The organism is Neopararhizobium haloflavum, from assembly GCF_002750855.1.
GTDB lineage: Bacteria > Pseudomonadota > Alphaproteobacteria > Rhizobiales > Rhizobiaceae > Georhizobium > Georhizobium haloflavum.
Genome location: NZ_NWUC01000005.1, coordinates 167,351 through 191,644, shown reverse-complemented (window position 1 = coordinate 191,644; position 24,294 = coordinate 167,351). Strand labels below are relative to the sequence as shown.

At 64.2% G+C, this 24,294-nt stretch carries 17 protein-coding genes; 9 read left to right on the top strand and 8 right to left on the bottom strand.

From position 1 onward, the window contains the following. Window positions 1-85: 85 nt before the first annotated feature. On the top strand, window positions 86-1,759 hold the full coding sequence (locus CN673_RS12650; protein ID WP_099866695.1) for an NAD+ synthase: 1,674 nt from the start codon (window positions 86-88) through the stop codon (window positions 1,757-1,759). A gap of 234 nt (window positions 1,760-1,993) precedes the next feature. On the opposite strand, the gene CN673_RS12645 is transcribed toward CN673_RS12650, so the two are convergent. The 3 genes from CN673_RS12645 to CN673_RS12635 are packed head-to-tail and all read right to left on the bottom strand — an operon-like array spanning window position 1,994 to window position 4,582. Next, window positions 1,994-2,887, bottom strand: a complete 894-nt coding sequence (locus CN673_RS12645) for a DMT family transporter (protein WP_099866694.1) — start codon at window positions 2,885-2,887, stop codon at window positions 1,994-1,996. A 10-nt stretch (window positions 2,888-2,897) separates the two neighbouring features. Next, on the bottom strand, window positions 2,898-3,659 hold the full coding sequence (locus CN673_RS12640; RefSeq protein ID WP_099866693.1) for an ABC transporter permease: 762 nt from the start codon (window positions 3,657-3,659) through the stop codon (window positions 2,898-2,900). Beyond that, entirely contained in the window at window positions 3,656-4,582 is a 927-nt protein-coding gene (locus CN673_RS12635) for an ABC transporter ATP-binding protein (protein WP_099866691.1), read from the bottom strand. Before CN673_RS12635 ends, CN673_RS12640 begins: the two co-directional genes overlap by 4 nt. 416 nt (window positions 4,583-4,998) lie before the next feature. Here CN673_RS12635 and rpsU point away from each other — a divergent pair, with 416 nt between their 5' ends. Then, a complete protein-coding gene (rpsU, locus tag CN673_RS12630; protein WP_099866889.1) occupies window positions 4,999-5,229 on the top strand; it encodes a 30S ribosomal protein S21 in 231 nt (76 codons plus the stop codon). Window positions 5,230-5,257: 28 nt separating this feature from the next. On the opposite strand, the gene CN673_RS21120 is transcribed toward rpsU, so the two are convergent. Then, window positions 5,258-5,623: a hypothetical protein gene (locus CN673_RS21120; RefSeq protein WP_198586000.1), complete on the bottom strand. Its 366-nt coding sequence runs from the start codon at window positions 5,621-5,623 to the stop codon at window positions 5,258-5,260. Here CN673_RS21120 and CN673_RS12625 point away from each other — a divergent pair. Continuing rightward, complete coding sequence (locus CN673_RS12625) at window positions 5,529-6,776, top strand: MFS transporter (protein WP_099866690.1); 1,248 nt, start codon at window positions 5,529-5,531, stop codon at window positions 6,774-6,776. The genes CN673_RS21120 and CN673_RS12625 overlap by 95 nt on opposite strands. Window positions 6,777-6,837: 61 nt before the next feature. Continuing rightward, entirely contained in the window at window positions 6,838-8,217 is a 1,380-nt protein-coding gene (gltX, locus tag CN673_RS12620; RefSeq protein ID WP_099866888.1) for a glutamate--tRNA ligase, read from the top strand. Here the strand turns inward: gltX and CN673_RS12615 are convergent. Beyond that, a complete protein-coding gene (locus tag CN673_RS12615) occupies window positions 8,135-8,875 on the bottom strand; it encodes a hypothetical protein (protein ID WP_099866689.1) in 741 nt (246 codons plus the stop codon). The genes gltX and CN673_RS12615 overlap by 83 nt on opposite strands. A 97-nt stretch (window positions 8,876-8,972) precedes the next feature. Then, entirely contained in the window at window positions 8,973-11,315 is a 2,343-nt protein-coding gene (locus CN673_RS12610) for an NADP-dependent malic enzyme (protein ID WP_099866686.1), read from the bottom strand. Window positions 11,316-11,569: 254 nt separating this feature from the next. On the opposite strand from CN673_RS12610, the gene CN673_RS12605 reads away from it, so the two are divergent. The 5 genes from CN673_RS12605 (at window position 11,570) to CN673_RS12585 (ending at window position 17,070) form a co-directional block, all read left to right on the top strand. After that, on the top strand, window positions 11,570-12,394 hold the full coding sequence (locus tag CN673_RS12605) for a UDP-2,3-diacylglucosamine diphosphatase (protein ID WP_099866683.1): 825 nt from the start codon (window positions 11,570-11,572) through the stop codon (window positions 12,392-12,394). Between the two features lie 227 nt (window positions 12,395-12,621). Further along, window positions 12,622-13,836, top strand: coding sequence for an MlaE family lipid ABC transporter permease subunit (locus CN673_RS12600; protein ID WP_370853041.1), 1,215 nt, complete (start codon window positions 12,622-12,624; stop codon window positions 13,834-13,836). 13 nt (window positions 13,837-13,849) lie between these two features. After that, a complete protein-coding gene (locus CN673_RS12595; RefSeq protein ID WP_099866681.1) occupies window positions 13,850-14,695 on the top strand; it encodes an ABC transporter ATP-binding protein in 846 nt (281 codons plus the stop codon). 6 nt (window positions 14,696-14,701) lie between these two features. Then, the gene (locus CN673_RS12590) at window positions 14,702-16,387 is read left to right on the top strand and encodes an MlaD family protein (protein ID WP_099866680.1); all 1,686 of its coding nucleotides are present in this window, start codon (window positions 14,702-14,704) and stop codon (window positions 16,385-16,387) included. A gap of 92 nt (window positions 16,388-16,479) precedes the next feature. Next, window positions 16,480-17,070, top strand: a complete 591-nt coding sequence (locus tag CN673_RS12585; protein WP_099866678.1) for an ABC-type transport auxiliary lipoprotein family protein — start codon at window positions 16,480-16,482, stop codon at window positions 17,068-17,070. Window positions 17,071-17,123: 53 nt separating this feature from the next. On the opposite strand, the gene CN673_RS12580 is transcribed toward CN673_RS12585, so the two are convergent. Then, window positions 17,124-17,546 carry a VOC family protein gene (locus CN673_RS12580; protein ID WP_099866676.1) on the bottom strand — a complete coding sequence of 141 codons (423 nt, stop codon included), beginning with the start codon at window positions 17,544-17,546 and terminating at the stop codon, window positions 17,124-17,126. Between the two features lie 234 nt (window positions 17,547-17,780). Next, window positions 17,781-23,990 carry an apolipoprotein A-IV repeat region-like domain-containing protein gene (locus CN673_RS12575; RefSeq protein ID WP_099866675.1) on the bottom strand — a complete coding sequence of 2,070 codons (6,210 nt, stop codon included), beginning with the start codon at window positions 23,988-23,990 and terminating at the stop codon, window positions 17,781-17,783. Window positions 23,991-24,294: the final 304 nt, after the last annotated feature.

The window sequence follows — 24,294 nt, the reverse complement described above, 5'->3', positions numbered from 1 at the left end:
AACGACCATTCCGGTCGGCGGCTTCCGTCCGGGCATGAACCGGGCTAGAGCAGGCGGACCGGACGACAAGGCATGAGTTTTCGCAATGACCGCATCCACCGATACGCTTTCCATCGCCATCGCGCAGCTCAATCCGACCGTCGGCGACATCGCCGGCAATCTGGAAAAGGCACGACGGGCGCGACGCGAGGCTGCGGAGCAGGGCGCCGACCTCGTGGTTTTCACCGAACTCTTCCTGTCCGGTTATCCGCCCGAAGACCTGGTGCTGAAGCCGGCGTTCCTCGCGGCATCGGCGCGCGCGCTCGAGGCGCTTGCGGACGATACGGGGGACGGCGGGCCGGGCGTGGTGATCGGCTATCCGCGCTTTGACGCCCATGGCCGCTACAACGCGGTGGCGCTGCTCGACGGTGGCCGGGTCGCGGCGACGCGCGACAAGGTGGACCTTCCCAATTACGGCGAGTTCGACGAAAAGCGCGTGTTCCAGCCCGGCGCGATGCCAGGGCCGGTCGACTTTCGCGGCGTGCGGATCGGCCTGCCGGTCTGCGAGGACATCTGGGGCGACCTCGATGTCTGCGAGACGCTGGCCGAGAGCGGCGCGGAGCTGCTGATCGTGCCGAACGGCTCGCCCTATTATCGCGGCAAGATGGACGTCCGCCAGCAGGTGGCGATCAGGCAGGTGATCGAAAGCGGGCTGGCGCTGGTCTATGCCAACCAGGTGGGCGGCCAGGACGAACTGGTGTTCGACGGCGGCTCGTTCGCGATCAACCCCGACAAGACACTTGCCTTCCAGCTCGGACAATTCGACGAGACGGTGGTGCTGACGCGCTGGGAGCGCAGCGTCGAAGGGTGGGTCTGCCGGTCCGGCCCTATCGAGGCGCTGCCGCAGCCCCAGGAGGCCGACTACCGCGCCTGCATGCTGGGCCTCAGGGACTACGTCAACAAGAACGGTTTCAAGCAGGTGGTGCTTGGCCTTTCCGGCGGCATCGATTCGGCGATCTGTGCGGCGCTTGCGGTCGACGCGCTCGGTGCGGAAAGGGTGCGCACGGTGATGATGCCCTATCGCTATACCGCCAAGACATCGCTCAGCGACGCGGAGGCGTGCGCAAGAGCGCTCGCATGCCGTTACGACATCGTGCCGATCGCCGAGCCGGTGGAGGGCTTCCTTGCCGCACTCGACCAGATGTTCGAAGGCACCGAGGAGGGGGTGACGGAGGAGAACCTGCAAAGCCGCACCCGCGGGACGATCCTGATGGCGATCTCCAACAAGTTCGGTTCGATGGTGGTGACGACAGGCAATAAATCGGAGATGTCGGTCGGCTATGCGACGCTTTACGGCGACATGAACGGCGGCTTCAATCCGATCAAGGATCTCTACAAGAGCGAAGTCTACAGTTTGTCACGCTGGCGCAACGCCAATCGGCCCGCCGGCGCCATGGGGCCGGCGGGCGTCGTGATCCCCGAAAGCATCATCGACAAGGCGCCCTCGGCCGAACTGCGCGAGAACCAGACCGACCAGGACTCGCTGCCGGATTACGATGTGCTCGACGATATCCTGGAATGTCTCGTGGAGGGCGAGATGTCGACGGAAGCGATCGTCGCGCGCGGACATGAAGAGGCGCTCGTGCACCGCATCGAACATCTGCTCTACATCGCCGAATACAAGCGCCGGCAGTCGGCGCCGGGCGTGAAGATCACGCGCAAGAATTTCGGCCGGGACCGGCGATATCCGATCACAAACCGATTCAGGGATCGTGGCTAACGCACTGACAAAGTTAAATTTTCATCAATATAGTGAAATTCACATTCTCGTGATGACGACTGTGAAACTTTCTATCTCGCGTTTCGTATCGAAAGCGGGTTTCGTCGGGTTGGGGGCGCGAGGAAAAGCCCCAGATGCGACATCAATATCCAGACCCGATGCGTCAGCCGCCGCTGCGCTCTGCCATTCGCCTCAAGCTTGGAGGCAGCCCGATGCGGCTCTTCGTGAGGCGTTTTATTGTGCGTTCCGCTGGGCCCGGGTGGTGAGCGCGACGCCGGCGGCAATGATAAGCGCTCCGACCCATGTCAGTGCCGCGTAGCGTTCTCCCAGAAGGAAGATGCCGGCCAGAAGGCCGATTGCGGCGGCGACATACCCGATCTGGCTCAGATAGACCGGGCCTCCGACTTCCTGAAGGCGGAAGAAGAAGACGAACATCGCCGCCGCGCTCGTTATCTGTGCGAGCGTGATCCACGGGATCGTCGGAAGCAGCGCGAAAGATGCCATGTCACCGGTCAGGAAGAGGCCGGCAAAGACGATCGCGGCGGATGCAAGGTGGCTGCCGGCTGCAAGCTCGGTCGGACCGGCGTCGGCCGGCCAGTCGAAACTGCGGTAGACGTTGCCGGCGGCGAGGCTGATCGGGATCATCAGCCCGACCACGACCCAGCCTATGCTGGCCGGCGCGCCGGCAGCACCACGCGTCGTGGCGACGATCAGCGCACCGATGAAGCCGACGGCAATGCCGATGATGCCGAGCCGATTGGGTGGCTGAACGCCGAGCGCGATCGACATGGTCAGGGTGATCACCGGCGAGAGCGTGAACATGATGCCGCTGTAGCCGGCGCCAAGGTGCGGCACAGCGGAAAACAGCAAGACGTTCGGGATGGCATAGGAAACGATCGCCGCCAGCAGATAGAAACGCAGCTTGTGGGGCGTCAGACCGAGCCCGCGGCCGGTTGCCAGAAGGCCGGCGAGGAGGATTGCGCCGGCGCCGAACGAGATGACGAATGCCCAGAGCAGCGGCGGCGCACCGGCCGCTGTGGCCGCCTTGCCGAGTGGCGGCGTGGCGCCGAGCAGCGTGCCGGTGACGAGAAGCAGCCCGAAGACCGATTGCGCGAGCGGTGTCCGCATGGTGTCCCGCTCAGCTTTTCAGCTGATAGCCGGTCTTGAAGATCCACCAGACGATACCGAGCGCGAGCGACAGGAACATGCCGATTGCGGCAACGGACCAGACGATCGACACGTCCGAGACCTCGTAGAAGCTCCAGCGGAACCCGGAGATCAGATAGAGGACCGGATTGAACATCGTCACGCCCTGCCAGAAGGGGGGCAACATGTCGACGGAATAGAAGGAGCCGCCGAGGAAGACGAGCGGCGTGATGATGAGGAGCGGGACGAGCTGAAGCTTCTCGAAATTGTCGGCCCATATGCCGATGATGAAGCCGAGCAGCGAGAAGGTGACAGCCGTCAGGAGAAGGAAGGCAACCATCCAGAACGGGTGGGCGATCCTGAGATCCACGAAGAGCGAGGCGGTGATCAGGATGATCGTGCCAAGGATGATCGATTTGGTGGCGGCAGCGCCGACATAGCCGAGAACGATCTCGAAGAAGGAGACCGGGGCCGACAGGATCTCATAGATGGTGCCGGTGAACTTGGGAAAATAGATTCCGAAGGACGCGGCCGAGACCGATTGCTGCAGAAGCGTTAGCATCATCAGGCCGGGCACGATGAAGGCGCCGTAGGAGACGCCTTCAACCGTTTCGATGCGCGAGCCGATGGCGGCGCCGAAAACCACGAAATAGAGCGACGTGGAGATGACCGGCGAGACGATCGACTGAAGCACGGTGCGCCTCCAGCGATTCATCTCGAAGGCATAGATGGACTTTACGGCCTGGAAATTCACGCCTGCTCCTTCACGAGACTGACGAAGATGTCTTCGAGCGTGCTTTGCTTGGTGTCGAGATCGCGCACGCGGATGCCCGCGCTCTGGAGGTCTGCCAGAAGCGAGGTGATGCGCGTGCGCTCGCCTTCGCGGTCGAAGGTGTAGAGAAGGGTCTTGCCGTCGTCCTCGATCGTCAGGTCGTAGCCCTGCAGTTCCGCAGGCAGCGCGGATAGAGGCTCGCGCAGCTCCAGGCGCAGTTGCTTGATGCCAAGCTTGCGCATGAGATCTGCCTTGCGCTCGACGAGGAGCAGACGGCCACCGGATATGATGCCGATGCGATCGGCCATCTCTTCGGCTTCCTCGATGTAGTGGGTCGTGAGGATGATGGTGACGCCCGATTCGCGCAGCTTGCGGATGACTTCCCACATGTCCTTTCTGAGCGAGACGTCGACGCCGGCCGTCGGCTCGTCGAGGAAAAGGATCTTGGGCTCGTGCGACAGCGCCTTGGCGATGAGAACGCGCCGCTTCATGCCGCCGGAGAGTTCTCGCAGCTTGTTGTCCCGCTTGTCGATAAGGGAAAGGTCGGTGAGGACCTTCTCGATATAGGCGGGATCGGGCTTCTTGCCGAAAAGGCCGCGCGAAAAGGAGACGGTGTCGAAGACCGATTCGAACTGATCGGTCGTCAGCTCCTGCGGGACAAGACCGATCAGGGAGCGTGCGGCGCGATAATCAGCAAGAATATCGTGGCCGTCGACGCTGACGCTGCCGCCCGTCGGATTGACGATGCCGCAGATGATCGAGATCAGCGTCGTCTTGCCGGCCCCGTTGGGGCCGAGGAGTGCGAAGATTTCGCCACGGTCGATCTCCAGATCGACGCCTTTCAGGGCCTCGAATCCGGAATCGTATCGTTTCGAAAGGGAGGAGATTGCTATGACGGGATGCATGGCGCGCAATGTATGGCGGCGCCGGCAAAATACAACGCGCAATCGTCAACTTCGCGTCCGCCAGGTCAAATGCGAGGCGATTTCGTCCCACGCCGGGCGCGCGGGCATTGATTTCAGGGTGTGCGATGCCATATGATAGCAAACATGGGTGCTCCATAGGGAGCGCCGACTGCCCATATGGCGGTTTCCATCATCTACCCATGACGGACAATGTGCAGGCGGGCGAAGCCTCGCCAACGCACGGATCAGGCCGCTTGTCTCGGTCTATCGGTCCCATTGCTTCGTCTGGCGAGCGCCGATCCGGCGCGTTGCCTCGGGTTCGGACTTTCAACAGGGATGCCGGCGCTTTCGAGGCGCCTGAAGGCTTTCCGCAGAAACCGGTGCGCGATTTCAGGGCGATCGGGTTAGGAGCAGTTTTGCAGGTACTGGTACGCGACAACAACGTTGAACAGGCAATGCGGGCGCTGAAGAAGAAGCTGCAGCGCGAAGGTCTTTTCCGCGAGATGAAGCAGCGCCGGGCTTACGAAAAGCCCTCCGAGCGCCGCGCACGCGAAAAGGCGCAGGCGATCCGCCGGGTTCGCAAGGCAGCCAAGAAGCAGGCGCAGCGCGAGGGCCTGCTGCCGCGTTCGGCCGGCGCACGGCGTTAACGGTTCGTTAACCAATCGGCGCCTAGATTCACGTCCAGGCGATTTGCTGTGCCGGATGCTGACCACGGATGTACTGGCAGCGACGGCACGCAATCTCCGGGTGGAGCATCCTGCGGCAGAACTTGCCGCGCGAGAGCTCCACTCCGGGGAGCAGCCGCCGGGCGTTCCAGCGGCACGTAGATGACAAGGCGGGGGACACCCCGCTTTTTTTGTGACATCCAGCCGCCCAGCGCTTACAGGCCGGGCAACCGAACCCGCGGTTCGGTTCGATTTGCAAGCCGTTTTCCTCGCAGGGCTTCATGTCGTTCTTCAGGTTCATCACCGAAAACAGTCGCTGGCTTGCCGGCGGATTCTTGCTGACCTTCTTTTCCAGCTTCGGCCAGACGTTCTTCATTTCGCTGTCGTCGGGCAACATCCGCGCGGCCTACGATCTCAGCCATGGCGAGTTCGGCACGCTTTACATGATGGCGACATTCATGAGCGCACTGACGCTGCCGGTGCTGGGCAAGGCGGTGGATTACATTCCCGTGGCGCGCGTTGCCGCCTTCAACATTCCGCTTCTGGCCGTCGCAGCTGTCGGCATGGCGCTTTCCCAGTCCCTGTTCTTCCTGTTCGTGACGATTTATGCGCTGAGGCTGTTCGGACAGGGGATGATGACCCACAACGCCCTGACTGCGATCGGGCGGTGGTATGCGGCGCAGCGCGGGCGCGCGATGTCGGTAACGGTGATCGGACACCAGTTCGGTGAGGCCACGCTGCCGCTGGTGTTCGTCGCCGTGGCCGCGGCCATCGGATGGCGCGGCAGCTGGCTGCTTTCGGCCGCTTTTCTGGTGACGGTCGGTCTGCCCGTCATCTACGGACTGATGCGGGTGGAACGAGCGCCGCGCGCGACGGACGGCGTGGAGCGCCGCAGTGCCGGCCGGGACTGGACGCGCGGCGAGGTCTTGCGCGACCCGATCTTCTGGCTGGCTTCGCTCGGGGTCCTGGCGCCGGGGTTCATCGGGACGACGATCTTCTTCCACCAGGTCTATCTGGTGGAACTGCGCGGCTGGTCACTGCAACTCTTCGCGGCCTTTTTCGTCGTCATGTCATCGATGACCGTGCTCTTCTCGCTGATCAGCGGTGCGCTGATCGACCGGTTCAGCGCCGTGAGGATGCTTCCGGTGTTCCTGCTGCCGCTTGGCGTTGCCTGCTTCATTCTCGCTTTCGGCGAGGCGCAATGGACGGCGCTCGCCTTCATGGTTTTCATGGGCGTGTCCTACGGCTTTTCCTCCACGCTGATGGGCGCGCTCTGGCCGGAAATCTACGGCACCAGACATCTGGGCGCGGTGCGCTCGGTGATCGTGGCGATCCTGGTCTTCGCGACATCGCTAGGGCCGGGACTGACCGGCTTCCTCATCGATTTCGGCGTCAGCTACCCTGCGCAGATCGGGGCGATGGGGGTCTATTGCTTCGCCGTTTCCGGACTGATGGTCCATGTCGCAGGAACGATCAGATCACGCAACGTCATCGACGCGGGGGGTGGTGTCGGGGCGCATTTGACGTGATACGCCTTGCATCGTCCTTTCAGGTTGACTAACGCGTCTTGCCATGAAGACCTTCGAACGCATTCCCGTCACCGTCCGCTTCGCGCCTTCGCCGACCGGGCTGATCCATATCGGCAACGCGCGCACGGCGCTCTACAACTGGCTTTTTGCCAAGAAGCAGGGCGGCGAATTCATCCTTCGGTTCGACGATACCGACCGGCAGCGTTCGAAGGCGGAGTATGCCGAGGCGATCGCCGCCGATCTCGAATGGCTCGGTATCATGCCGGACCGGGTGGAGCATCAGTCGAAGCGATTTGCCAGCTATGATGCCGCCGTCGAGGCGCTCAAGGCGCGGGGCCTGCTTTATCCCTGCTATGAGACGGCCGACGAACTGGAGCGCAAGCGCAAGCTGCGGCTGGCGCGCAAACTGCCGCCGGTTTACGGCCGCGATGCGCTGAAGCTGTCGGAGACGGAGCGCGGCGCCCTCGAAGCGGAAGGTCGGCGGCCACACTGGCGGTTTCTCCTGCCCAATTTCGCGGACGACCCGTTCGAGACGCGACGCACGGAAGTGCACTGGTACGACGTGGTGCGCGGACCGCAGACGGTCGATCTCGCGTCGATGTCCGACCCGGTTCTGGTGCGCGAGGACGGAACGTATCTCTACACCCTGCCGTCGGTGGTCGACGATATCGAGATGGGCGTCAGCCACGTCATACGAGGCGACGACCACGTGACCAATACCGGTGCGCAGATCGCGCTCTTCAAGGCGCTCGATGCGGAGCCGCCGGAATTCGGGCACCACAACCTTCTGACGACCGTATCGGGCGAGGGGCTGTCCAAGCGCAGCGGCGCGCTATCGCTTTCCTCATTGCGTGAGCGTGGCTACGAGCCGATGGCGATCGCATCGCTTGCCGTGCTGATCGGTTCGTCCGATGCGGTTGCAGCGGTGCCGGGCATGGATGCGCTGATCGAGGCGTTCGAGCCGGCCAAGGCGTCCAAGTCCGCAGCGAAGTTCGATCCAGCCGAACTGACGACGCTGAACCGCGCATTGGTGCATGAACTCAGCCATGAAGCGGTGGCCGACCGGCTCGATGCGATGGGCGTCTCGCGCGAGCAGAGCGCGGCATTCTGGTCAGCAGTGCGGCGCAACTGCGATTTCGTCGCCGATGCCGCGGGGTGGTGGGCGATCATCGCAGAAGGTCCGGACAAGACGGGCGATCAGGGTTTCTCTGACGAGGACCGGGCCTTCGCGCGCGCCGCTTTCGACCATCTGCCCGAAGGTCCCGTCACGCCCGATACGTGGAAAGCCTGGACGGATGCGGTCAAGACCGTGAGTGGGCGCAAGGGACGGGCGCTCTTCATGCCGCTGCGGATCGCGCTCACAGGAAGGGCGTGGGGACCGGAGATCGCAGATCTATTGCCTCTGATTGGTCGGGAAGGAATTGCGGCCCGACGACCCTGACGTCGCGCTTGGCCATGCGGTCTTCCAGATCGACGATCTCGTGCTTGAAGGGTTCGGCCGGCGTCGGTTCGGTGGTCGCTGTCGCATCCGGCGGCGTCAGCACGAGTTTCCGGCGCTCCTCCTGCTGAGGCTCGACGGAAACCTGCTGCGGCGCGGACGGGGTGAGCTCGATGATCGAGCTGTGGCCGGCCGGGCGGCGGAACTGGCTATAGGACGCCGTCTGCTGCGCGGTGGAACCGGGAGCAGCGCAACCATTGTCCGAAATCTGCCGGCGGATCGCATCCGGATCCGCCCCAGCGCCCAGGCGATCGGCTGCCTGGCGCTTGGCGAAGAGATCGTTGAGCTTCATTTCAAGCGACGGCAGCTGGTCGGCGATGACGCGGCATAGGTCGCCTTCGCCGCCACGGATCACGATGACACTGCCGGTGCAGCCGCGATGGCGCAGTTCCGTCTCCAACTGATTGATGCGCTGAAGCGTGCCGTCGATCTGCCGGTTGATGGCGGAAGGCGTCAGCGCGCCGGTCGCGACGGCGAGGTCGGCCTGCATCCCCGCGCACCTGGCCGCGCTGTCGACCTGATCGGCCAATGCCACGCCGGCATGGAGCGTTGCCGCCAGTGCGGCGATGGCGAGCGCGAAGCGCCTCGAAACGGTTTCCATAGCGAAAGTCCTGCCCAGTTTGAGCGCCGGCGGCAATGAACGGCCGCGGGCGCTCGCGTCCCGCAGCCTCAACGCGCGATCGGGCAGATTGGTTGCGCTATTGTGCCGTATTACTGCCTTCTTCCGGGAACGAGGCCTCGACCACCGCCAGTGTCGACATGTTGACGACGCCGCGCGAGGTGACGGAAGGCGTGAGGATATGCGCCGGCCGGGCCGCGCCGAGCAGGATCGGTCCGACATGAAGCGCGTCCATCATGGTCTTGACGACGCCAAGCGTGATGTTGGCGGCATCGAGATTGGGGAAGACGAGCAGGTTGGCCTCTCCGGTGAGCGTGCTCGACGGCATGACGCGTTGGCGCAGGAATTCCGAGATGGCGGAATCGCCATGCATCTCGCCGTCCGCCTCAAGCTCCGGATCGAGCTTCTTCACGAGCTCGGTCGCCTTCTTCATCTTTTCGGCACTGGCGGATTCGCGCGAACCGAAATTGGAGTGCGAGACGAGCGCGGCACGCGGCACGATGCCGAAGCGGCGGATTTCGCGCGCCGCCATGATCGTGGTCTCCGCAATTTCTTCCGGGCAGGGATCGTAGGACACATAGGTGTCGGTCATGAAGGTGGCGCCGCGCTGCGAGATCAGGAGACTGAGGGCGGAGTATTCGAGCACGCCCTCGCGTTTGCCGATGATGTGCCCGATATCGCGCAGGTGCCGCGCGTAACGGCCTTCCAGGCCGCAGATGAGGGCATCGGCCTCGCCGCGGATGATCGACAGGGCGCCGATGACGGTGGGGTTGGTACGCACGACCGTGCGGGCTGCCTCGGGGGTCACGCCCCTGCGGCCGACGAGGGCGAAATAGTCGTCGACATAGTCGCGATACCGCGGATCGTCCTCGGGATTGACGACGGCGAAATCCTTGCCGGGACGAATGCGCAGGCCATAGCGTCGCAGGCGCGTCTCGATGATGGCGGGGCGGCCGATCAGGATCGGCTCGGCAACGCCTTCCTCCAGCAGGACCTGGGTGGCACGCAGCACACGCTCGTCCTCGCCCTCCGCGTAGATGACACGCTTCTTCGTCGCCACCTTGGCGGCCGAGAAAAGCGGCTTCATGATCAGGCCGGAGCGGAAGACAAACCGGTTGAGCTGATCGGCATAGGCCTCCCAGTCGGCGATCGGACGGCGGGCAACGCCGCTCTCGGCGGCAGCGCGTGCCACAGCCGGTGCGATCCGCAAGATCAGTCGCGGGTCGAAGGGTGAAGGGATCAGATAGTCCGGTCCGAAGATCGGCGTCTCGCCGGAATAGGCGCGGGCGGCGACGTCCGAGGGCTCCTCGCGGGCAAGGCCCGCTATGGCCCGCACGGCGGCAAGCTTCATCTCCTCGTTGATCGTGCGGGCGCCGCAATCGAGCGCGCCACGGAAGATGTAGGGAAAGCACAGGACGTTGTTGACCTGGTTGGGATAGTCCGACCGGCCGGTGCAGATCATGGCGTCCGGACGGGCTTCACGCGCGATATCGGGCATGATCTCGGGCGTCGGGTTGGCGAGCGCCATGATCAGCGGCTTCTCGGCCATGTCCTTGAGCATCTCGGGCTTCAGCACGCCGGCGGCGGAAAGACCGAGGAAGACATCGGCGCCGCCGATCGATTCGGCGATGGCGCGCTTGTCGGAGTCCTGTGCGTAGACCTCCTTCCACTCGTCCATCAGTTCCGTGCGGCCCTGGTAGACGAGGCCTTCAAGGTCGTGGACCCAGATGTTCCGGGTGCGTGCGCCGAGCGCGACGAGCAGGTTGAGGCACGCGAGGGCGGCAGCACCGGCGCCGGCCGTGACGATCTTGACGTCCTCGATCTTCTTGCCGGCCAGTTCCAGCCCATTGAGGATGGCGGCGGCGACGATGATCGCGGTGCCGTGCTGGTCGTCATGAAAGACGGGGATGTCCATCATGTCGCGCAGACGGCGCTCCACTTCAAAGCATTCCGGCGCCTTGATGTCCTCGAGATTGATGCCGCCGAAGGTGGGCTCAAGGGCGGATATCACCGAGACCATCCGCTCCACGTCGGGCGCGTCGATCTCGATGTCGAACACGTCGATGCCGGCGAACTTCTTGAAGAGGACGGCCTTGCCTTCCATCACGGGTTTGGAAGCGAGCGGGCCGATCGCACCGAGGCCGAGGACGGCGGTGCCATTGGAGACCACCGCGACAAGATTGGAGCGGCTCGTATAGTCGGCGGCGAGATCGGGCTTGTCGCGTATCGCCAGGCAGGGCGCAGCAACGCCGGGTGAATAGGCAAGCGCCAGGTCGCGCTGGTTGCCAAGCGGCTTCGTGGCCTGAATTTCCAGCTTACCCGGTCGCGGGTGGCGGTGATAAAACAGCGCGTTTTCATCAAGGTCGCCGGAATCCGGCCGCGACCCGGAATTGCGGTGGCCGGGGGTGTCCTTGAGTGTCATGGGCTCTTATCCAGCAATCGATGAGACGGTGGGGCTGCGTCGATCGCCTGCGGCGATCTCCCGCTCCGACCCGCTTCTTGCGGATTCGGCAAGAGGATGTCCAGTCGGGGCAGCCCATGCGGGCGATAAAATCACTTATGACAAAACGGTATCAAATGCCACGCGTCCCTTTCCGTGCGCAGGACGAAACGCGTCTGTCATCGAACTGAAACAGGACTCTGGTTAGCCCTTTCGAGAAGGAAGGGGACCGACCGATGTCCATCGATGCGACCATCATTCCCACGCGCAAATATCGCACGCTCTTCATTTCCGACGTGCATCTTGGGTCGAAGGCGGCCCAGACCGATTGCCTGCTGGACTTCCTGAAGCATCACGACGCCGAAACGATCATCCTTGTCGGCGATATCGTCGACGGCTGGCGGCTCAAGCGGAGCTGGTACTGGCCGCAGAACTGCAACGACGTGGTACAAAAACTCTTGCGCAAGGCGCGCAAGGGCGCGCGGATCATCTATGTTCCGGGCAATCACGACGAGTTCCTGCGCGACTTTCCGGGTTCGCATTTCGGCGGCATCGAGGTTGCGTCGAAGACCATCCACGAGACGGCGGACGGCAAGCGCTATCTGGTCCTTCACGGCGACGAGTTCGACGTGGTGGTGCGCCATGCGCGCCTGCTCGCCTATCTCGGCGACTGGGCCTATGACGCGGCGATTGCCATCAACTGGGCGCTCAACATCGTCAGGCGGCGGATCGGCATGCCGTACTGGTCGTTCTCGGCGTGGGCCAAATACCGCGTGAAGCAGGCGGTCAATTTCATGGGGGAGTTCCAGCGCGTCGTCGCGGAGGAGGCCCGCCGCAACAATGTCGACGGCGTCGTGTGCGGCCATATCCACCATGCCGTGATCGCCGAGATGGACGGCATCACCTACATCAACACAGGCGACTGGGTGGAAAGCTGCACCGCCATCGCGGAGACCTTCGACGGGGAAATGAAGCTTCTCGTCTGGCGCGACGTCATGCCGGCGGGGGCCATTGCGCCCACCATGCCGGCGAAATTGACGAGGGAGATCGAGGCGGCCTGATTCGCACCGGCCGTCACAGCGATGTGATCACAAGGCCCGATTGGGTGTCGTGAGCGACGCAATCATGCCGCAAAGCGGCTTTCCCGTGTGACGCGAAAGCGTCGTTACGATGCGCGTTGGCAACGCGGCGAGAAAAAAGCCCTCGATGCAAATCAAATCCGTGTTTCGCGCCGTTATCGTTGGATGACAGTGGCTTAGCGAGCGGATAAAGGGTGCCCATGGTTGATGTGCTTACCAACGGCATGAGCGTCGGCAAGGGCACGCGAAACGAAGCCGATGAAGGCCCGGGCCAGAGCGTGAGCGTTCTGGGCCGGGCGGATGTCGAAATCGGGGATCGCGAGGGCGGAACCGTGCGGCTGCGGCTTGCCGGTGACTGGCGGCACCATGCCGTGCGAAACGTCAACGAGACGCTGCTGGCGTTCCAGAACCAGCCGAATGCCGAGGCGATCGTCGTCGACATGACGGCGGTGGACCATCTCGATACCGCAGGCGCCTGGCTTGTCCGACGCCTGCAGGCGGCGATGCGGGCCGCGAAGATCGGCTTCAGCATCGAAGGGGCCGACGAGAAGGAGAAGGCCCTTCTGCTGGCGGTTCCGGAGACGCTGAGCGACGGGCGAGAAGACAAGGCCGCGCCCGAACCGCTGTTCCATCGCATGTTCGCGCCGACCGGCAAGGTCGTCTACGGGGTTTACGACGACATCGTCGCCTCGCTGTTCATTCTCGGTTCGGCGGTGCGCGGGGCCCAGGAAAAGCTGGAAAAGAACGCGCGCGTCTCGCCGGCTGCGATCATATCGCAGATCGACCACATGGGCGTCAGAGCCGTTCCGATCATCGCGTTGATGTCGTTCCTGATCGGCGCGATCATCGCGCAGCAGGGCGCCTTCCAACTGCGTTACTTCGGCGCCGAACTCTTTGTCGTCGATCTTGTCGGCATTCTCCAATTGCGCGAAATCGGCGTCCTGCTGACCGCGATCATGATCGCCGGACGTTCCGGCAGCGCGATCACGGCCGAGATCGGCTCGATGAAGATGCGCGAGGAGGTCGACGCCCTCAAGGTCATGGGTCTCAATCCGGTCGGGGTTCTGGTCTTCCCGCGCCTGGTGGCGCTGACCATCGCGTTGCCGCTGTTGACGGTGATCGCCAATTTCGCCGCGCTTTTCGGCGCCGCGGTCGTTGCCTGGACCTATTCGGGCATCACGCCGGACGTGTTTCTCGGGCGCCTGCAGGAGGCGGCGGATCTTTCGACGCTGATCGCCGGGATGATCAAGGCGCCGTTCATGGCCCTGATCATCGGCATCGTCGCCTCCGTGGAGGGGCTGAAGGTGGGCGGCAGCGCCGAATCGCTCGGGCGCCGCGTGACGGCGTCGGTGGTGAAGGCGATCTTCGTCGTCATCCTGGTCGACGGGCTGTTCGCCATTTTCTACGCGGCGATCGATTTTTGAGGGGGCGGATGCGATGAACGAAGCGAAAACTGCCCCAAAGTCCGCCGATGGCCGCACGCCGGTGCTGTCCGTTCGCGGCGTCAATGTCGCGTTCGGGAGCAACGTCGTCCTCAAGGACCTCGACCTCGACATCTGGCGCGGCGAAGTGCTGGGCTTCATCGGCCCTTCGGGCACCGGCAAGTCGGTGCTGATGCGCGCCATCTTGAGGCTCTTGCCACGCCAGAGCGGGAAGATATGGATCCTCGGGCACGACTACGAAACGGTGTCGGAGGAGGAGAAAATCGCGCTCGACACCCGGCTCGGCGTTCTCTTCCAGCACGGCGCGCTGTTTTCGGCGCTGACGGTTCGCGAGAACATCCAGGTGCCGATGCGCGAATATCTCGATCTGCCGCAATCGCTCATGGACGAGCTGACAATGCTCAAGATCGAGCTTGTCGGTCTTTCTCCTTCCGCGGCGGACCGCTATCCCTCCGAACTTTCGGGCGGCATGATCAAGCGCGCCGCACTGGCGCGGGCGCTGGCGCTCGATCCCGACCTCGTCTTTCTCGACGAGCCGACGTCGGGTCTCGATCCGATCGGCGCGGCCGAGTTCGACGAACTGATCGCCAAGCTGCGCGATACGCTGGGGCTTACGGTCTACATGGTGACGCACGATCTCGACAGTCTGTTCTCGGTCTGCGACCGGATCGCCGTGCTGGGTGACAAGAAAGTGATGGCAGCGGGCACGATCGAGGACATGCTGGCCTATGAGGACGGCTGGATCCGGTCCTATTTTCACGGCAAGCGTGCCCGCGCGATTCCGCGCAAGGACCACGCCGCTCCGGCCGATGCAGCGCAAGCACCGAATTCGAACGGATAAGAAGACATGGAAACAAGAGCCAACTACGCGATCGTCGGTCTCTTTACGCTGCTGGTGCTCGCCGCCGCATTCGGCTTCGTCTACTGGATGACGAACTACGGCAGTTCGGGTGACGTGGCGCCGCTCAACATCCGCATCCCCGGATCGGCGAACGGGCTGAGCGTCGGCTCGCCCGTGCGTTTCAACGGCATATCGATCGGCTCCGTGCGGGGCCTCAATCTCGACCGGGAAGACCCGAGCTTCGTCGTCGCGCGGACCGATGTCAGGGCCGACGCTCCGGTGACGGGATCGACCAAGGCGGTGCTGGAAATCCAGGGGCTGACGGGCTCGGCCTATATCGAGCTTTCGACCGGCGACGTGCCGGGCGACAACATTCTGCAGGAGGCGCTGGAGTCGGGCGTTCCCGCCGTTCTGACCGCCGATCCATCCAGCGTCACCAATCTGCTCGCAACGGCCGACCAGATCCTGACACGGGCCAACAACGTGGTGGGCGAGATCGAAGGGTTCGTGCAGGACGCACGCGAGCCGCTGACCGAGACGCTGCGCAATACATCGGAGTTCTCCCAGGCGCTGTCCGACAATGCCGATGGCATCGATCAATTCCTGGAAAGCGTCGCCTCGCTGTCGGATACGTTCACCGGTCTGTCCGGGCGTCTCGACACCACGTTCGAGGCGGCTGAAAACCTGATGACCTCGATCGATCCGGCGAAGATCGATTCCATTCTCGGCAATGTCGACCAGGTGACGGCGGATCTCTCGCAGGCCTCCGGGCAGATCACCGAGATCGTCGGCACGTTCCGCCAGACGGCAGAGACGTTCCAGGGCTTCACGCAGACGGCCAGCCAATCGATCGACCGAGTGGATTCGATCGTCAGCAATGTCGACACCATCGTCGCGAGCGTCGATGCCGAACGCCTGTCCGAGACGCTCGACAACATCGCTGCCGCAAGCGCCGACGCGCGCGCGGCGATCGCCAGCACCGAGGCGATCACCCGTCGCTTCGGCGAACGCGGCGAAGACATCGACGGCTTCATCACCGATGTGATCGAGACGGCAGACCGGCTCAATGCGGTGGCGGTGCGTGTCGACGGCGTGATCGCCAAGGTGGACACGGCGCTGGGCGAGGGCGAGGTGAACGACATTCTGGCGCAGGTGGAGACGGCTGTCTCGTCCTTCGCCGAGGTGGCGCAGGCGATCGACGCGACGCAGATCGGCGAAGCGGTCGACGATATCGCCGCCGCCAGCCAGAGCGCACGCGAAGCGGTGGCCAACACCGAAGCGATCACCCGCCGTTTCGGCGAGCGCGAAGAGGATATCGACCAGTTCATCACCGACGTGACGCAGATGGCCGACCGGCTGAACGCCGCATCGGTGCGGGTCGATGGGGTGCTGGCCAAGGTCGACGGCTTCCTTGGCGAAGGCGATGCATCCAATCTGCTTGCCGAAGCGGAAGCGGCGATCACCTCCTTCCGGCAGGTCGCCGACAACATCAACGGCCGGGTCGGACCGATCGCGGCCAATCTGGAGCGCTTTTCGAACAGCGGTCTTCGCGACGTGGAAGCGCTGATCGCGGAGACACGCCGGTCGATCAACCGCATCGAGCGGAGCATTTCCTCCATCGAGCGCAATCCTCAGCGGCTGCTGTTCGGCGGTGACGAAGTGAAACAGTTCGACGGACGCACGCGGCGGTAGAAGCGGGCGTTGACAGAGATGCGGCATCGTCGCATCAGGACCATGGATTGCCCGTCGTCGCGACGACGGGAGAATGAAGAAGGGGACGTGCATTGCTGAAGCGGGTTCTTGCCACGGCAGCCCTGGTTGCCTTGCTCACGGGCTGTGCCGGTTTTCCGGGCGGCGGCGTGACGACCGATACGTTCTCGCTGAGCAACGAGCCTGCGGTTCCCGCCGTGCCGTCGGCGCGCAACCGTCAACTCCTGGTGGTCGAGCCGATCGCCCTCAAGCTGCTCGACAGCGAACAGGTGGTGATCCGCACGTCGGAGTCGGCGGTGCAGTATCTGGCCGATTCCCAGTGGAACGACCGGCTGCCGCGGCTTGTCCAGGCCAAGCTCATCGAGGCCTTCGAGAATACCGGAGAGGTCGGCGGTGTCGGGCGTTCGGGCGAGGGGCTGGCGATCGACTTCCAGGTCGTGCCGACGATCCGTACCTTCGAGGTCGTCTCCTATCAGGGCGTCGCCAACATCGAACTTTCGGTCAAGATCATCAACGACCGCAACGGCGTCGTCGTGGCGCAACGGGTCTTCACCGGCAGTGCCGCTCTCAACGGCACGGAGAACGAGGCCTATGTCCGCGCGCTCGACAATGCCTTCACCGGTGTCGTCGCCGAGATCGTGCCCTGGGTGATGGGCACGATCTGATCAGACGTCAGGACCGCGCAGGTCGACCGCTTCTGCCAGGGTGAAACGGGGTTTCAGAGACCGAACGTGACGTGGCCGTCGTCGTCGATCGCCCAGGCCGGGTTCCACGCGATTTCCCAGGCGTGGCCGTCAGGGTCCTCCACATAGCCCCGCACGCCGCCATGCGGGGGCGAATCGGCCTTGCGCAGCAGACGGCCTCCCGCTGCGATCAGTTGCTCAATGACGAGCGGCACATCTTCCCTGGCAGGAACATTATGGCCGAGCGCGAATGCGCTGCGGGTCGTCAGGTCCGTGCGATTCATGTCAGCGGCGAGCGCCGACGTCGCGAAGGTGCCGAGCACGAAGCCGTTCATCTGATAAAAGACGATCTCCTCGTTCTCGAATATCGGTTTCCAGCCGAAGCCTTCGACGTAGAATTCACGCGACCGGCTGAGGTCGGCGGTGCCAAGGGTGACGACGGATATCTGCTGTTTCATGACCAAGCCTCTCATTCGCCGGCGCACGATTGCGCGGGCGTTCGAGTCTTGGGCCGTCGCGCTGCGACGGAAGGACCCGCATTCGCGGGGGCCGGGCCAACCGCACCGACCTAACCTGTTTCAGACACCCACAGGTTTTCATATCGAAGGTCTGAGCGCAAGGCATCAGTGTGAGGATCTCGCGATCAAACGAAGAACCCCGCGGGCAGTCAAGCCCGCGGGGTTGCCTTGCGATCAGCTGAAACGGCCGGCGGCGTGGGCGAGCATCGTGTAGACCTTGCCGGTGTCGGACGTCAGATAGGTCTGCGTCATCATGTTGTCGCGGTCATTGCGCGAGACGTCGGCCAGCAATTTCTCGAAATCGGAAATGTAACGGTCGACGGCAGTGCGGAACTCCTGCTCGCGGGCGTATTTGTCACGAATGTTGTCGAAGGTCTGCTGGCCCTTCAGCGTGTAGAGCTTGCGCGTGAAGACATCACGCTCGCCGCGCTGGTAGCGCCGCCACAATTCGACCGACGCCTCGTGGTCGATGGCACGGGCGATATCGACGGACAGCGAATTGAGCGACTCCACGACGTGACGGGGATTGCGCCCATCGGCGGTCCGCACGGGCTGTGCGGGCTGCGGCTGGCGGCTGCGCTCGCCTTCACCGCGCGCTTCGCTCAAGGCGGGCTCGTCGCCTTCCTCGCGCGAGGCTGCGCCGCGCAGAAGGTCGCTGACCCATCCGCCACCCTGCAGCGGGGCTGCTTTCGGGGCCGCGGACGGTTCGATCGTGCCGCGCAGCGGGGCGGGAGCTGCCTGTTGTGCCTGCTGCGGCTGGGGTTGCGGCCGGGCCGGCGAAGCGGCAGGCGCGGCGGCAGCGGTTTTCGCCAGCGTACCGCTGCTCCCGGCAAGATCCGTCGCCCGGTCGGAAGCCTCGACGATGCGTGACAGGTCCTTCAGTGCCTGGATCTGCTCAGCGACCGCCTGGCGCATCGCCGCGGCGCTGCTGCGGGTTTCTTCCGGCAGGTCGAATGCGCCGCGCTTCAGCTCTTCGCGGGTTGCGCCAAGCTCCTTGCGGATGTCGGCGGCCGATTTGCGGATTTCCTCCGTCGCACCGCCGAAACGGCCGACGGCATCCTCGACGGCTTCCTTGACCGCCGCGCGCACGCTCTCGGCAACGCCGGTGGAACGGCTTTCGGCATCCGACAGAAGCTTGCCGATCTCGTCAAGCGAGCCGCCAAGACCGCCGGAGAGGCGCGATGCCGTGCTGTCGGCCTTTGCCGTCGCCTTGGCGAAGGCTTTTTCGACGATGTCTTCCAGCGACCGCATCGTCGCCTCGATCTGCTCGGAACGTCCGACGAGGCCGACGGAGAGGCGTTCCAGCGCCTCGCGCCGCTCTTCCAGCGTGTTGGCGAGGTTGGACTGGGCCGCACCGAGGAGGTCGGACGCCGACGACAGGACACGGGAGTGCTCGTCGAAGCGATGCGCGATCTGTCCGACCTGGGAAAGCGTGCTGGAGGCGATGGTGTCGAGCTTTTCGACATTGCCTTCAAGCAACCGGGTCGAACTGGCCACCATGGAGGCTGCCTTCTCGGCCGAACCGGAGAAGCTTTCCGTCGTCTCGCTGAGGCGGCGATCGACGGCACCGAGGTTTTCCGAGGCTTCGCCGACGACGGTCGAAATCGCGGCATTGCTTTCGGCCAGCCGGTCGATCAACGCCATGACGTTGTCCTTGAGACTGGATTCCACCGTCTCGACAGCCGACAACGTCTCGCTGGTGCGCGCGTTGAGCGCTTCGACAAGCGCCGCGTTCTCCGCGCGCAGCTTGTCGCGGCTGTCGCGGGTGACGGCTTCCACTCGGGAGGCGAAATCCGCGCCCGAGCGACCGATCTCCTCGGCTGCGCCGCTGGTGGTGCGGGCGAACTCGTCGACCAGCGGACGGGCCTGTTCGTCGATCAGGCGCGAGAGTTCGCTGGAACGGCTGGCGAGCATCGAATTGAGTTCGCGCGTACGCTCGTCGAGCGTGGCACGGATGGCTTCGTTGCGCGCATGGAGCGCCTTTTCCGTTTCCGACAGCTTGCCGCCGATGGCGTCTGACTGCTCGGACAACTTGCTGGTCAAGGCTTCGGCTTGCGCCGTCAGGCGGCGGGTCAGATCGTCGGACTGCTCACCGAGCAGGACGCCCGTGCTGCGAACCGTGTCGGCGATCGCGTCGGCCTTTTCACCGAAGAGCGCGCGCGAGCGATCGATCAGGCCCGTCATCTCGCTGACGCGCTCGGTGATCTCATCTGTGCGCTGCGACAGGCGCTCGTCCAGCGTGCGGGCGAATTCTTCACTCTGACGGCCGAGGCGATCAGCAAAGGCGTCGCCGACACCGGACAGCGTGTCGCTGGCTTTCGAAGCTTCCGTGCCAAGGTCGCTCGATGCTTCGGCAACCGCGTCGCGCAGTTTCGCCGCGAAACCGCCGGCCTGGGTCTCGATGGTCCGGCTGACGTTCTGCAACCCGACATTGAGGGCCGCGTCCATCGTGCCGAAGCGCTCCTCGATCTGACCGGAGCGGGTGTCCAGCGTCTCGGCCAGCCGTTCGGCAGCCTGTCCGGCCTTGATCTCGAAATCCTCCGAGCGGCGGGCAAGCGTCTCTTCCAGATGGCGGGCACTGTCGGCAAAGCCACTACGGATCGGCTCGCTGGCGGACTGGATCGTGTCGTTCAGGCGGTCTGCGCCGGATGTGATCGCGGCTTCCAGTTCAACGGCGCGGGTGGACAGCGTGCGATCGATCGATTCCAGACCGCCGGACAGGGCGGCATCGATGGCTGCGCCGCGCTCGCCGAGCGTGCCGGTGATCTCCTGCGTGGTCCGGTCGAGGCGTTCGTTGAAGCCGGTCGAGGCGTCGCGCAGGCTTGCGTCGATGCGCTGGGCCCCGCCGCCGATAATCGATTCCAGCTCTCCGGCGCGCTCGCCAAGTGCGCCGGTGATCTCCAACGTGGTCCGGTCGAGACGTTCGTTGAAGCCGGTCGAGGCGTCGCGCAGGCTTGCGTCGATGCGCTGGGCCCCGCCGCCGATGATCGATTCCAACTCCCCGGCGCGCTCGCCAAGTGCGCCGGTGATCTCCTGCGTGGTCCGGTCGAGACGTTCGTTGAAGCCGGTCGAGGCGTCGCGCAGGCTTGCGTCGATACGCTCCGCACCGCCGCCGATGATCGATTCCAGCTCACCGGCGCGCTCGCCGAGTGCGCCGGTGATCTCCAGCGTGGTCTTGTCGAGGCGCTCGTTAAAGCCCGTCGTTGCATCGCGCAGGCTCACATCGATACGCTCCGCACCGCCGCCGATGATCGCTTCCAGTTCGCCGGCGCGGTTGCCGAACGCGCTGTCGAAGCGACCGACGCCGCCACTCAGCGCTTCGTCTATGGCCGAGGTTCCGCGATGCAGGGTCTGGGCGAGGTGGCTCGTCGTTTCGTCGAGCCGGTCGCCGACGCCATCGCTCGCGGTGCGGATGGTCATCTCGATGCGGTCGGCACCGGATGTCATCATCGCTTCGAACTCCCCGGCGCGATTGCCGAAGGCGTTCTCAATCCGCTCGGCACCACCGGAGATCGCGTTCTCGATCGATGCAACGCGTCCCTCGACCGATTCCCCGATCAGGCGGTCGGTCTCTTCCAGCCGGCCGGTGAGGCGGGTCTCCGCCGCGTGAAGGCGGGCGTCGATGCGTTCGGCACTGCCGTCAACCAGGGAGCCGAGCGTATTGGCGCGCTGATCGATCGTCTCTTCGAAGCGGCGCGTGCTGTCGTCGAGCGAGCGGGTCACGCCGTTGGCGCCATCCTGAAGGGCGATCTCTATGCGCATCGCGCCGACAGAAAGGGCGCCTGCCAGGTTGTCAGCCTTTTCCGACAATGCCCGTTCCATGGCGCCGTGGCGCTCGGAGAGGGTATTGCCGATGACCGCGCCTTGCGTCGCCAGGGTCGTTGCGATCCGCGAATGGGCGTCTTCCAGCTTGCCGGCCAGTTCGTCACCACGAATGGAGAGCGTGGCTTCGAGCGCGGTGCTGCTGTCGAACAGCTTTTCGCCGAGTTTCTCGTTGGCGGCTTCGATGCGACCGGCGAGGGCGTCGCCCCGATCGGCCAGCGTCGATTCCAGGCGGCCGCCGCGCTCGTCCAGCGTCACGGAGAGGCGCTCGTGCGCTGCATCAATGCGGCCGGCGAAGGCGTCGCCGCGCTCGCTGAGCGTGCGTTCGATCGCGCCGCTCTTGTCTTCCAACGTGCCGGCAAGGCGTTCATGGGCCAGATCGAGACGGCCGGAAATGCTTTCCTCACGCTCGGCAAGCGCGCGTTCGATCGAAGCGCCACGCTCATCGATGGTGAAGGCGAGGCGTTCATGCGCACCCTCGATGCGGCCCGCGAACGCATCGCCACGCTCGGTGAGGGTCTTGTCGATGGCGCTGCTCTTGTCCTCGATGGTGGCGGACAGGCGTTCGTGAACGGCCTCGATGCGGCCGGCGAATGCATCGCCGCGCTCGGTCAGCGTGCGCTCGATGGCACCGCTCTTCTCGCCGAGCGTTTCGGCGATGCGGGCATGGCCATGTTCGAGATTGGTGGCCAGCGTCTCGTTCTGTTCGCTCAAGGCACCGGCAATCGCCGCGCTTTGGGCCGCCAGCGTGCCGCTCATGCGCTGATGGGCATTGTCGAGCATGCCGGACATGGCCTCGGACCGTTCCCCGAGTGCAGCCGTGATGCGGTCAAGGCTCGACGACAGGATGCCGTCCATGGCTTCGGTGCTGCCGGCGAGGGTCTGGTTGATGCGTGCCAGGCTGTCGGATAGCTTTCCGTCGAGCTGACCGGAGCGGGCATCGAAGGCGGTGGTGAATTCGGCGACACGGTCGTCGAAGGCCGTATTGAGAAAGCCGACGGTTGCCTGCAGCTTCTCCTCGAAGAAGCCGGAACGCAGATCGAGATCGACGATCGCGTCGTCGACGCTGGATTTCAGCGTCTGACGGAAGGTGGCGCCTTTTTCGTCGAGCGAGGCATTGAGCGATCCGATGACGTCGTCGAGACCGCGGGCGATGGCTTCCTCGCCGACCTTGAGGCTCTCGGAGATTTCGCGGGTGCGGGCGATCAGCGTGTCGTTGAGCTGGCGGGCGCGCTCGTTGAGTGCCTCGTTCAGCCGCTCGGTGTTGTTGTCGAGCGTCGAGGCGCGTGTCTCGAACTGGGCGAGCAACGCTTCGCCGCGCATGACGAGCTGATGGTCCAATGCGTCCATTCGCCCGTCGAACTCCTTCGACAGCGTTTCGCTCGAACCGGTCAAGGTCGTCAGCATCGCCTCGGTGCGCGACGTCAGCATCTCGTCGAGCGAGCGGGTGGCGGCGTCGGCATTGGTCGTCAGCGTCGAGACGCGCGTTTCCAGAAGGCGCGCAACGGCATCGCCGGACGTTGCGATGCGGGTGGAGATTTCATCGCCAGCCGACGACAACTCGTCCTTGAGCTGTTCGTGCGCGCCGGAAATGGAAGCGCGGACACGCTCTGCGTGGCTGACGATGGCGTCGCGCTCGGTGCCAAGCTCATGCACGAGCGAGCGGATGCGCATCTCGTTGTCGGAATAGGAACGCTCGAGCGCGTTGACCTCGGAATGGACCAGCGTTTCGAGCTCGGATGCCCGCGCGATGGTGCGCTCGATCCCCTCGTTCATCGCCGAGACTTCGCGGCGCACAGCCTGGCCGACACTGGTGATGCGCTCGGACGCGATGTTCTCGGGTTCGGAGAGGCGCATGGCGATCTCGGCCATGGAACGGGCCGCAGAGCGCATCTCCTGCGCACGCGACATCATCACGCCGAAACCGAAGAACATCATGATCGGGACGATGGTGGCAATCAGGAGCACCACGGCCGACGGCATGGCCATCAGGTCGCCGAGGGAGCGAATCTGCCAGATCGCGGGCGAATAGAGAAGATGCGCGACGGCGAACGCGCCGACGACCCAGCCCGCGGCCATCAGCATGGCCGTGCGCATGTGGCCGCGCGGCCGCGGTGCCTCGAAGCTTTTCAAGACGAACGCGGTCGGACGCCTTGCGTCGTCGTTGGCGGGAGCAAAGGGCGTTGCGGCGGGCGCATGCGCACGCTGCTCGGCTGGCCTGGCTTCGGCTGTCTGTTCGGTCCGCGCGTTCATGCGCTCACCGCGCTCGGCCGGCGAGGCGGCCGGGTTCCTGAAAGCGGCGCCGATTGCTGCGGCGCGCGAGCGTGCCGGTGGTGCCAATGGGGCGCTCTGGCCGACGGCAATGCGGCTTTGCTGGGCCTCGCGATCGGCCTCGGCAAGCTCACGCGCGGCATGCGAGACCTGGGTCTCAAGTTCCTCGAAAGACATTTCATCAAGGATTGCACGCTCGTCCTCGCTGTCGAAATCGATCTTCAGGGCATCCTCCAGGGCCTGGAATGCCTGATCATCGATGGACTCACTGGCCGCCGTTTTCTTCGCCATAATCTTCCAACGCCTCGTTACTCAGCACTTCAAACGATCATCGTCTGCAGCGAACGCATCGTGCATCCTTCAATCCCCGATCCGATCCAACGGTCCCCAGCCCTTCAAAAAACCGGTGGTCGAACAAGGAGGTACACGGGCAGTAAACCCGTATCGTAGTGGCACAAACGCGGCACTGAGACAATTCGTGTCGCATTTCCGTCCACACTGACGTCACGAAGTAAGACGTGGAATTTTAACATTTCGGACGGATAATGCCGCAAATTTTTCTTATTTACCCGGCGTTAACCATGCCGCGAAGTTT

Excerpts from the sequence above, each read along its gene's own strand:
- CN673_RS12650 (WP_099866695.1), top strand. The coding sequence starts at position 86 with ATGACCGCATCCACCGATACGCTTTCCATCGCCATCGCGCAGCTCAAT.
- CN673_RS12645 (WP_099866694.1), bottom strand. The coding sequence starts at position 2,887 with ATGCGGACACCGCTCGCGCAATCGGTCTTCGGGCTGCTTCTCGTCACC.
- CN673_RS12635 (WP_099866691.1), bottom strand. The coding sequence starts at position 4,582 with ATGCATCCCGTCATAGCAATCTCCTCCCTTTCGAAACGATACGATTCC.
- CN673_RS12625 (WP_099866690.1), top strand. The coding sequence starts at position 5,529 with ATGTCGTTCTTCAGGTTCATCACCGAAAACAGTCGCTGGCTTGCCGGC.
- CN673_RS21120 (WP_198586000.1), bottom strand. The coding sequence starts at position 5,623 with ATGAAGAACGTCTGGCCGAAGCTGGAAAAGAAGGTCAGCAAGAATCCG.
- CN673_RS12615 (WP_099866689.1), bottom strand. The coding sequence starts at position 8,875 with ATGGAAACCGTTTCGAGGCGCTTCGCGCTCGCCATCGCCGCACTGGCG.
- CN673_RS12610 (WP_099866686.1), bottom strand. The coding sequence starts at position 11,315 with ATGACACTCAAGGACACCCCCGGCCACCGCAATTCCGGGTCGCGGCCG.
- CN673_RS12605 (WP_099866683.1), top strand. The coding sequence starts at position 11,570 with ATGTCCATCGATGCGACCATCATTCCCACGCGCAAATATCGCACGCTC.
- CN673_RS12595 (WP_099866681.1), top strand. The coding sequence starts at position 13,850 with ATGAACGAAGCGAAAACTGCCCCAAAGTCCGCCGATGGCCGCACGCCG.
- CN673_RS12590 (WP_099866680.1), top strand. The coding sequence starts at position 14,702 with ATGGAAACAAGAGCCAACTACGCGATCGTCGGTCTCTTTACGCTGCTG.
- CN673_RS12580 (WP_099866676.1), bottom strand. The coding sequence starts at position 17,546 with ATGAAACAGCAGATATCCGTCGTCACCCTTGGCACCGCCGACCTCAGC.
- CN673_RS12575 (WP_099866675.1), bottom strand. The coding sequence starts at position 23,990 with ATGGCGAAGAAAACGGCGGCCAGTGAGTCCATCGATGATCAGGCATTC.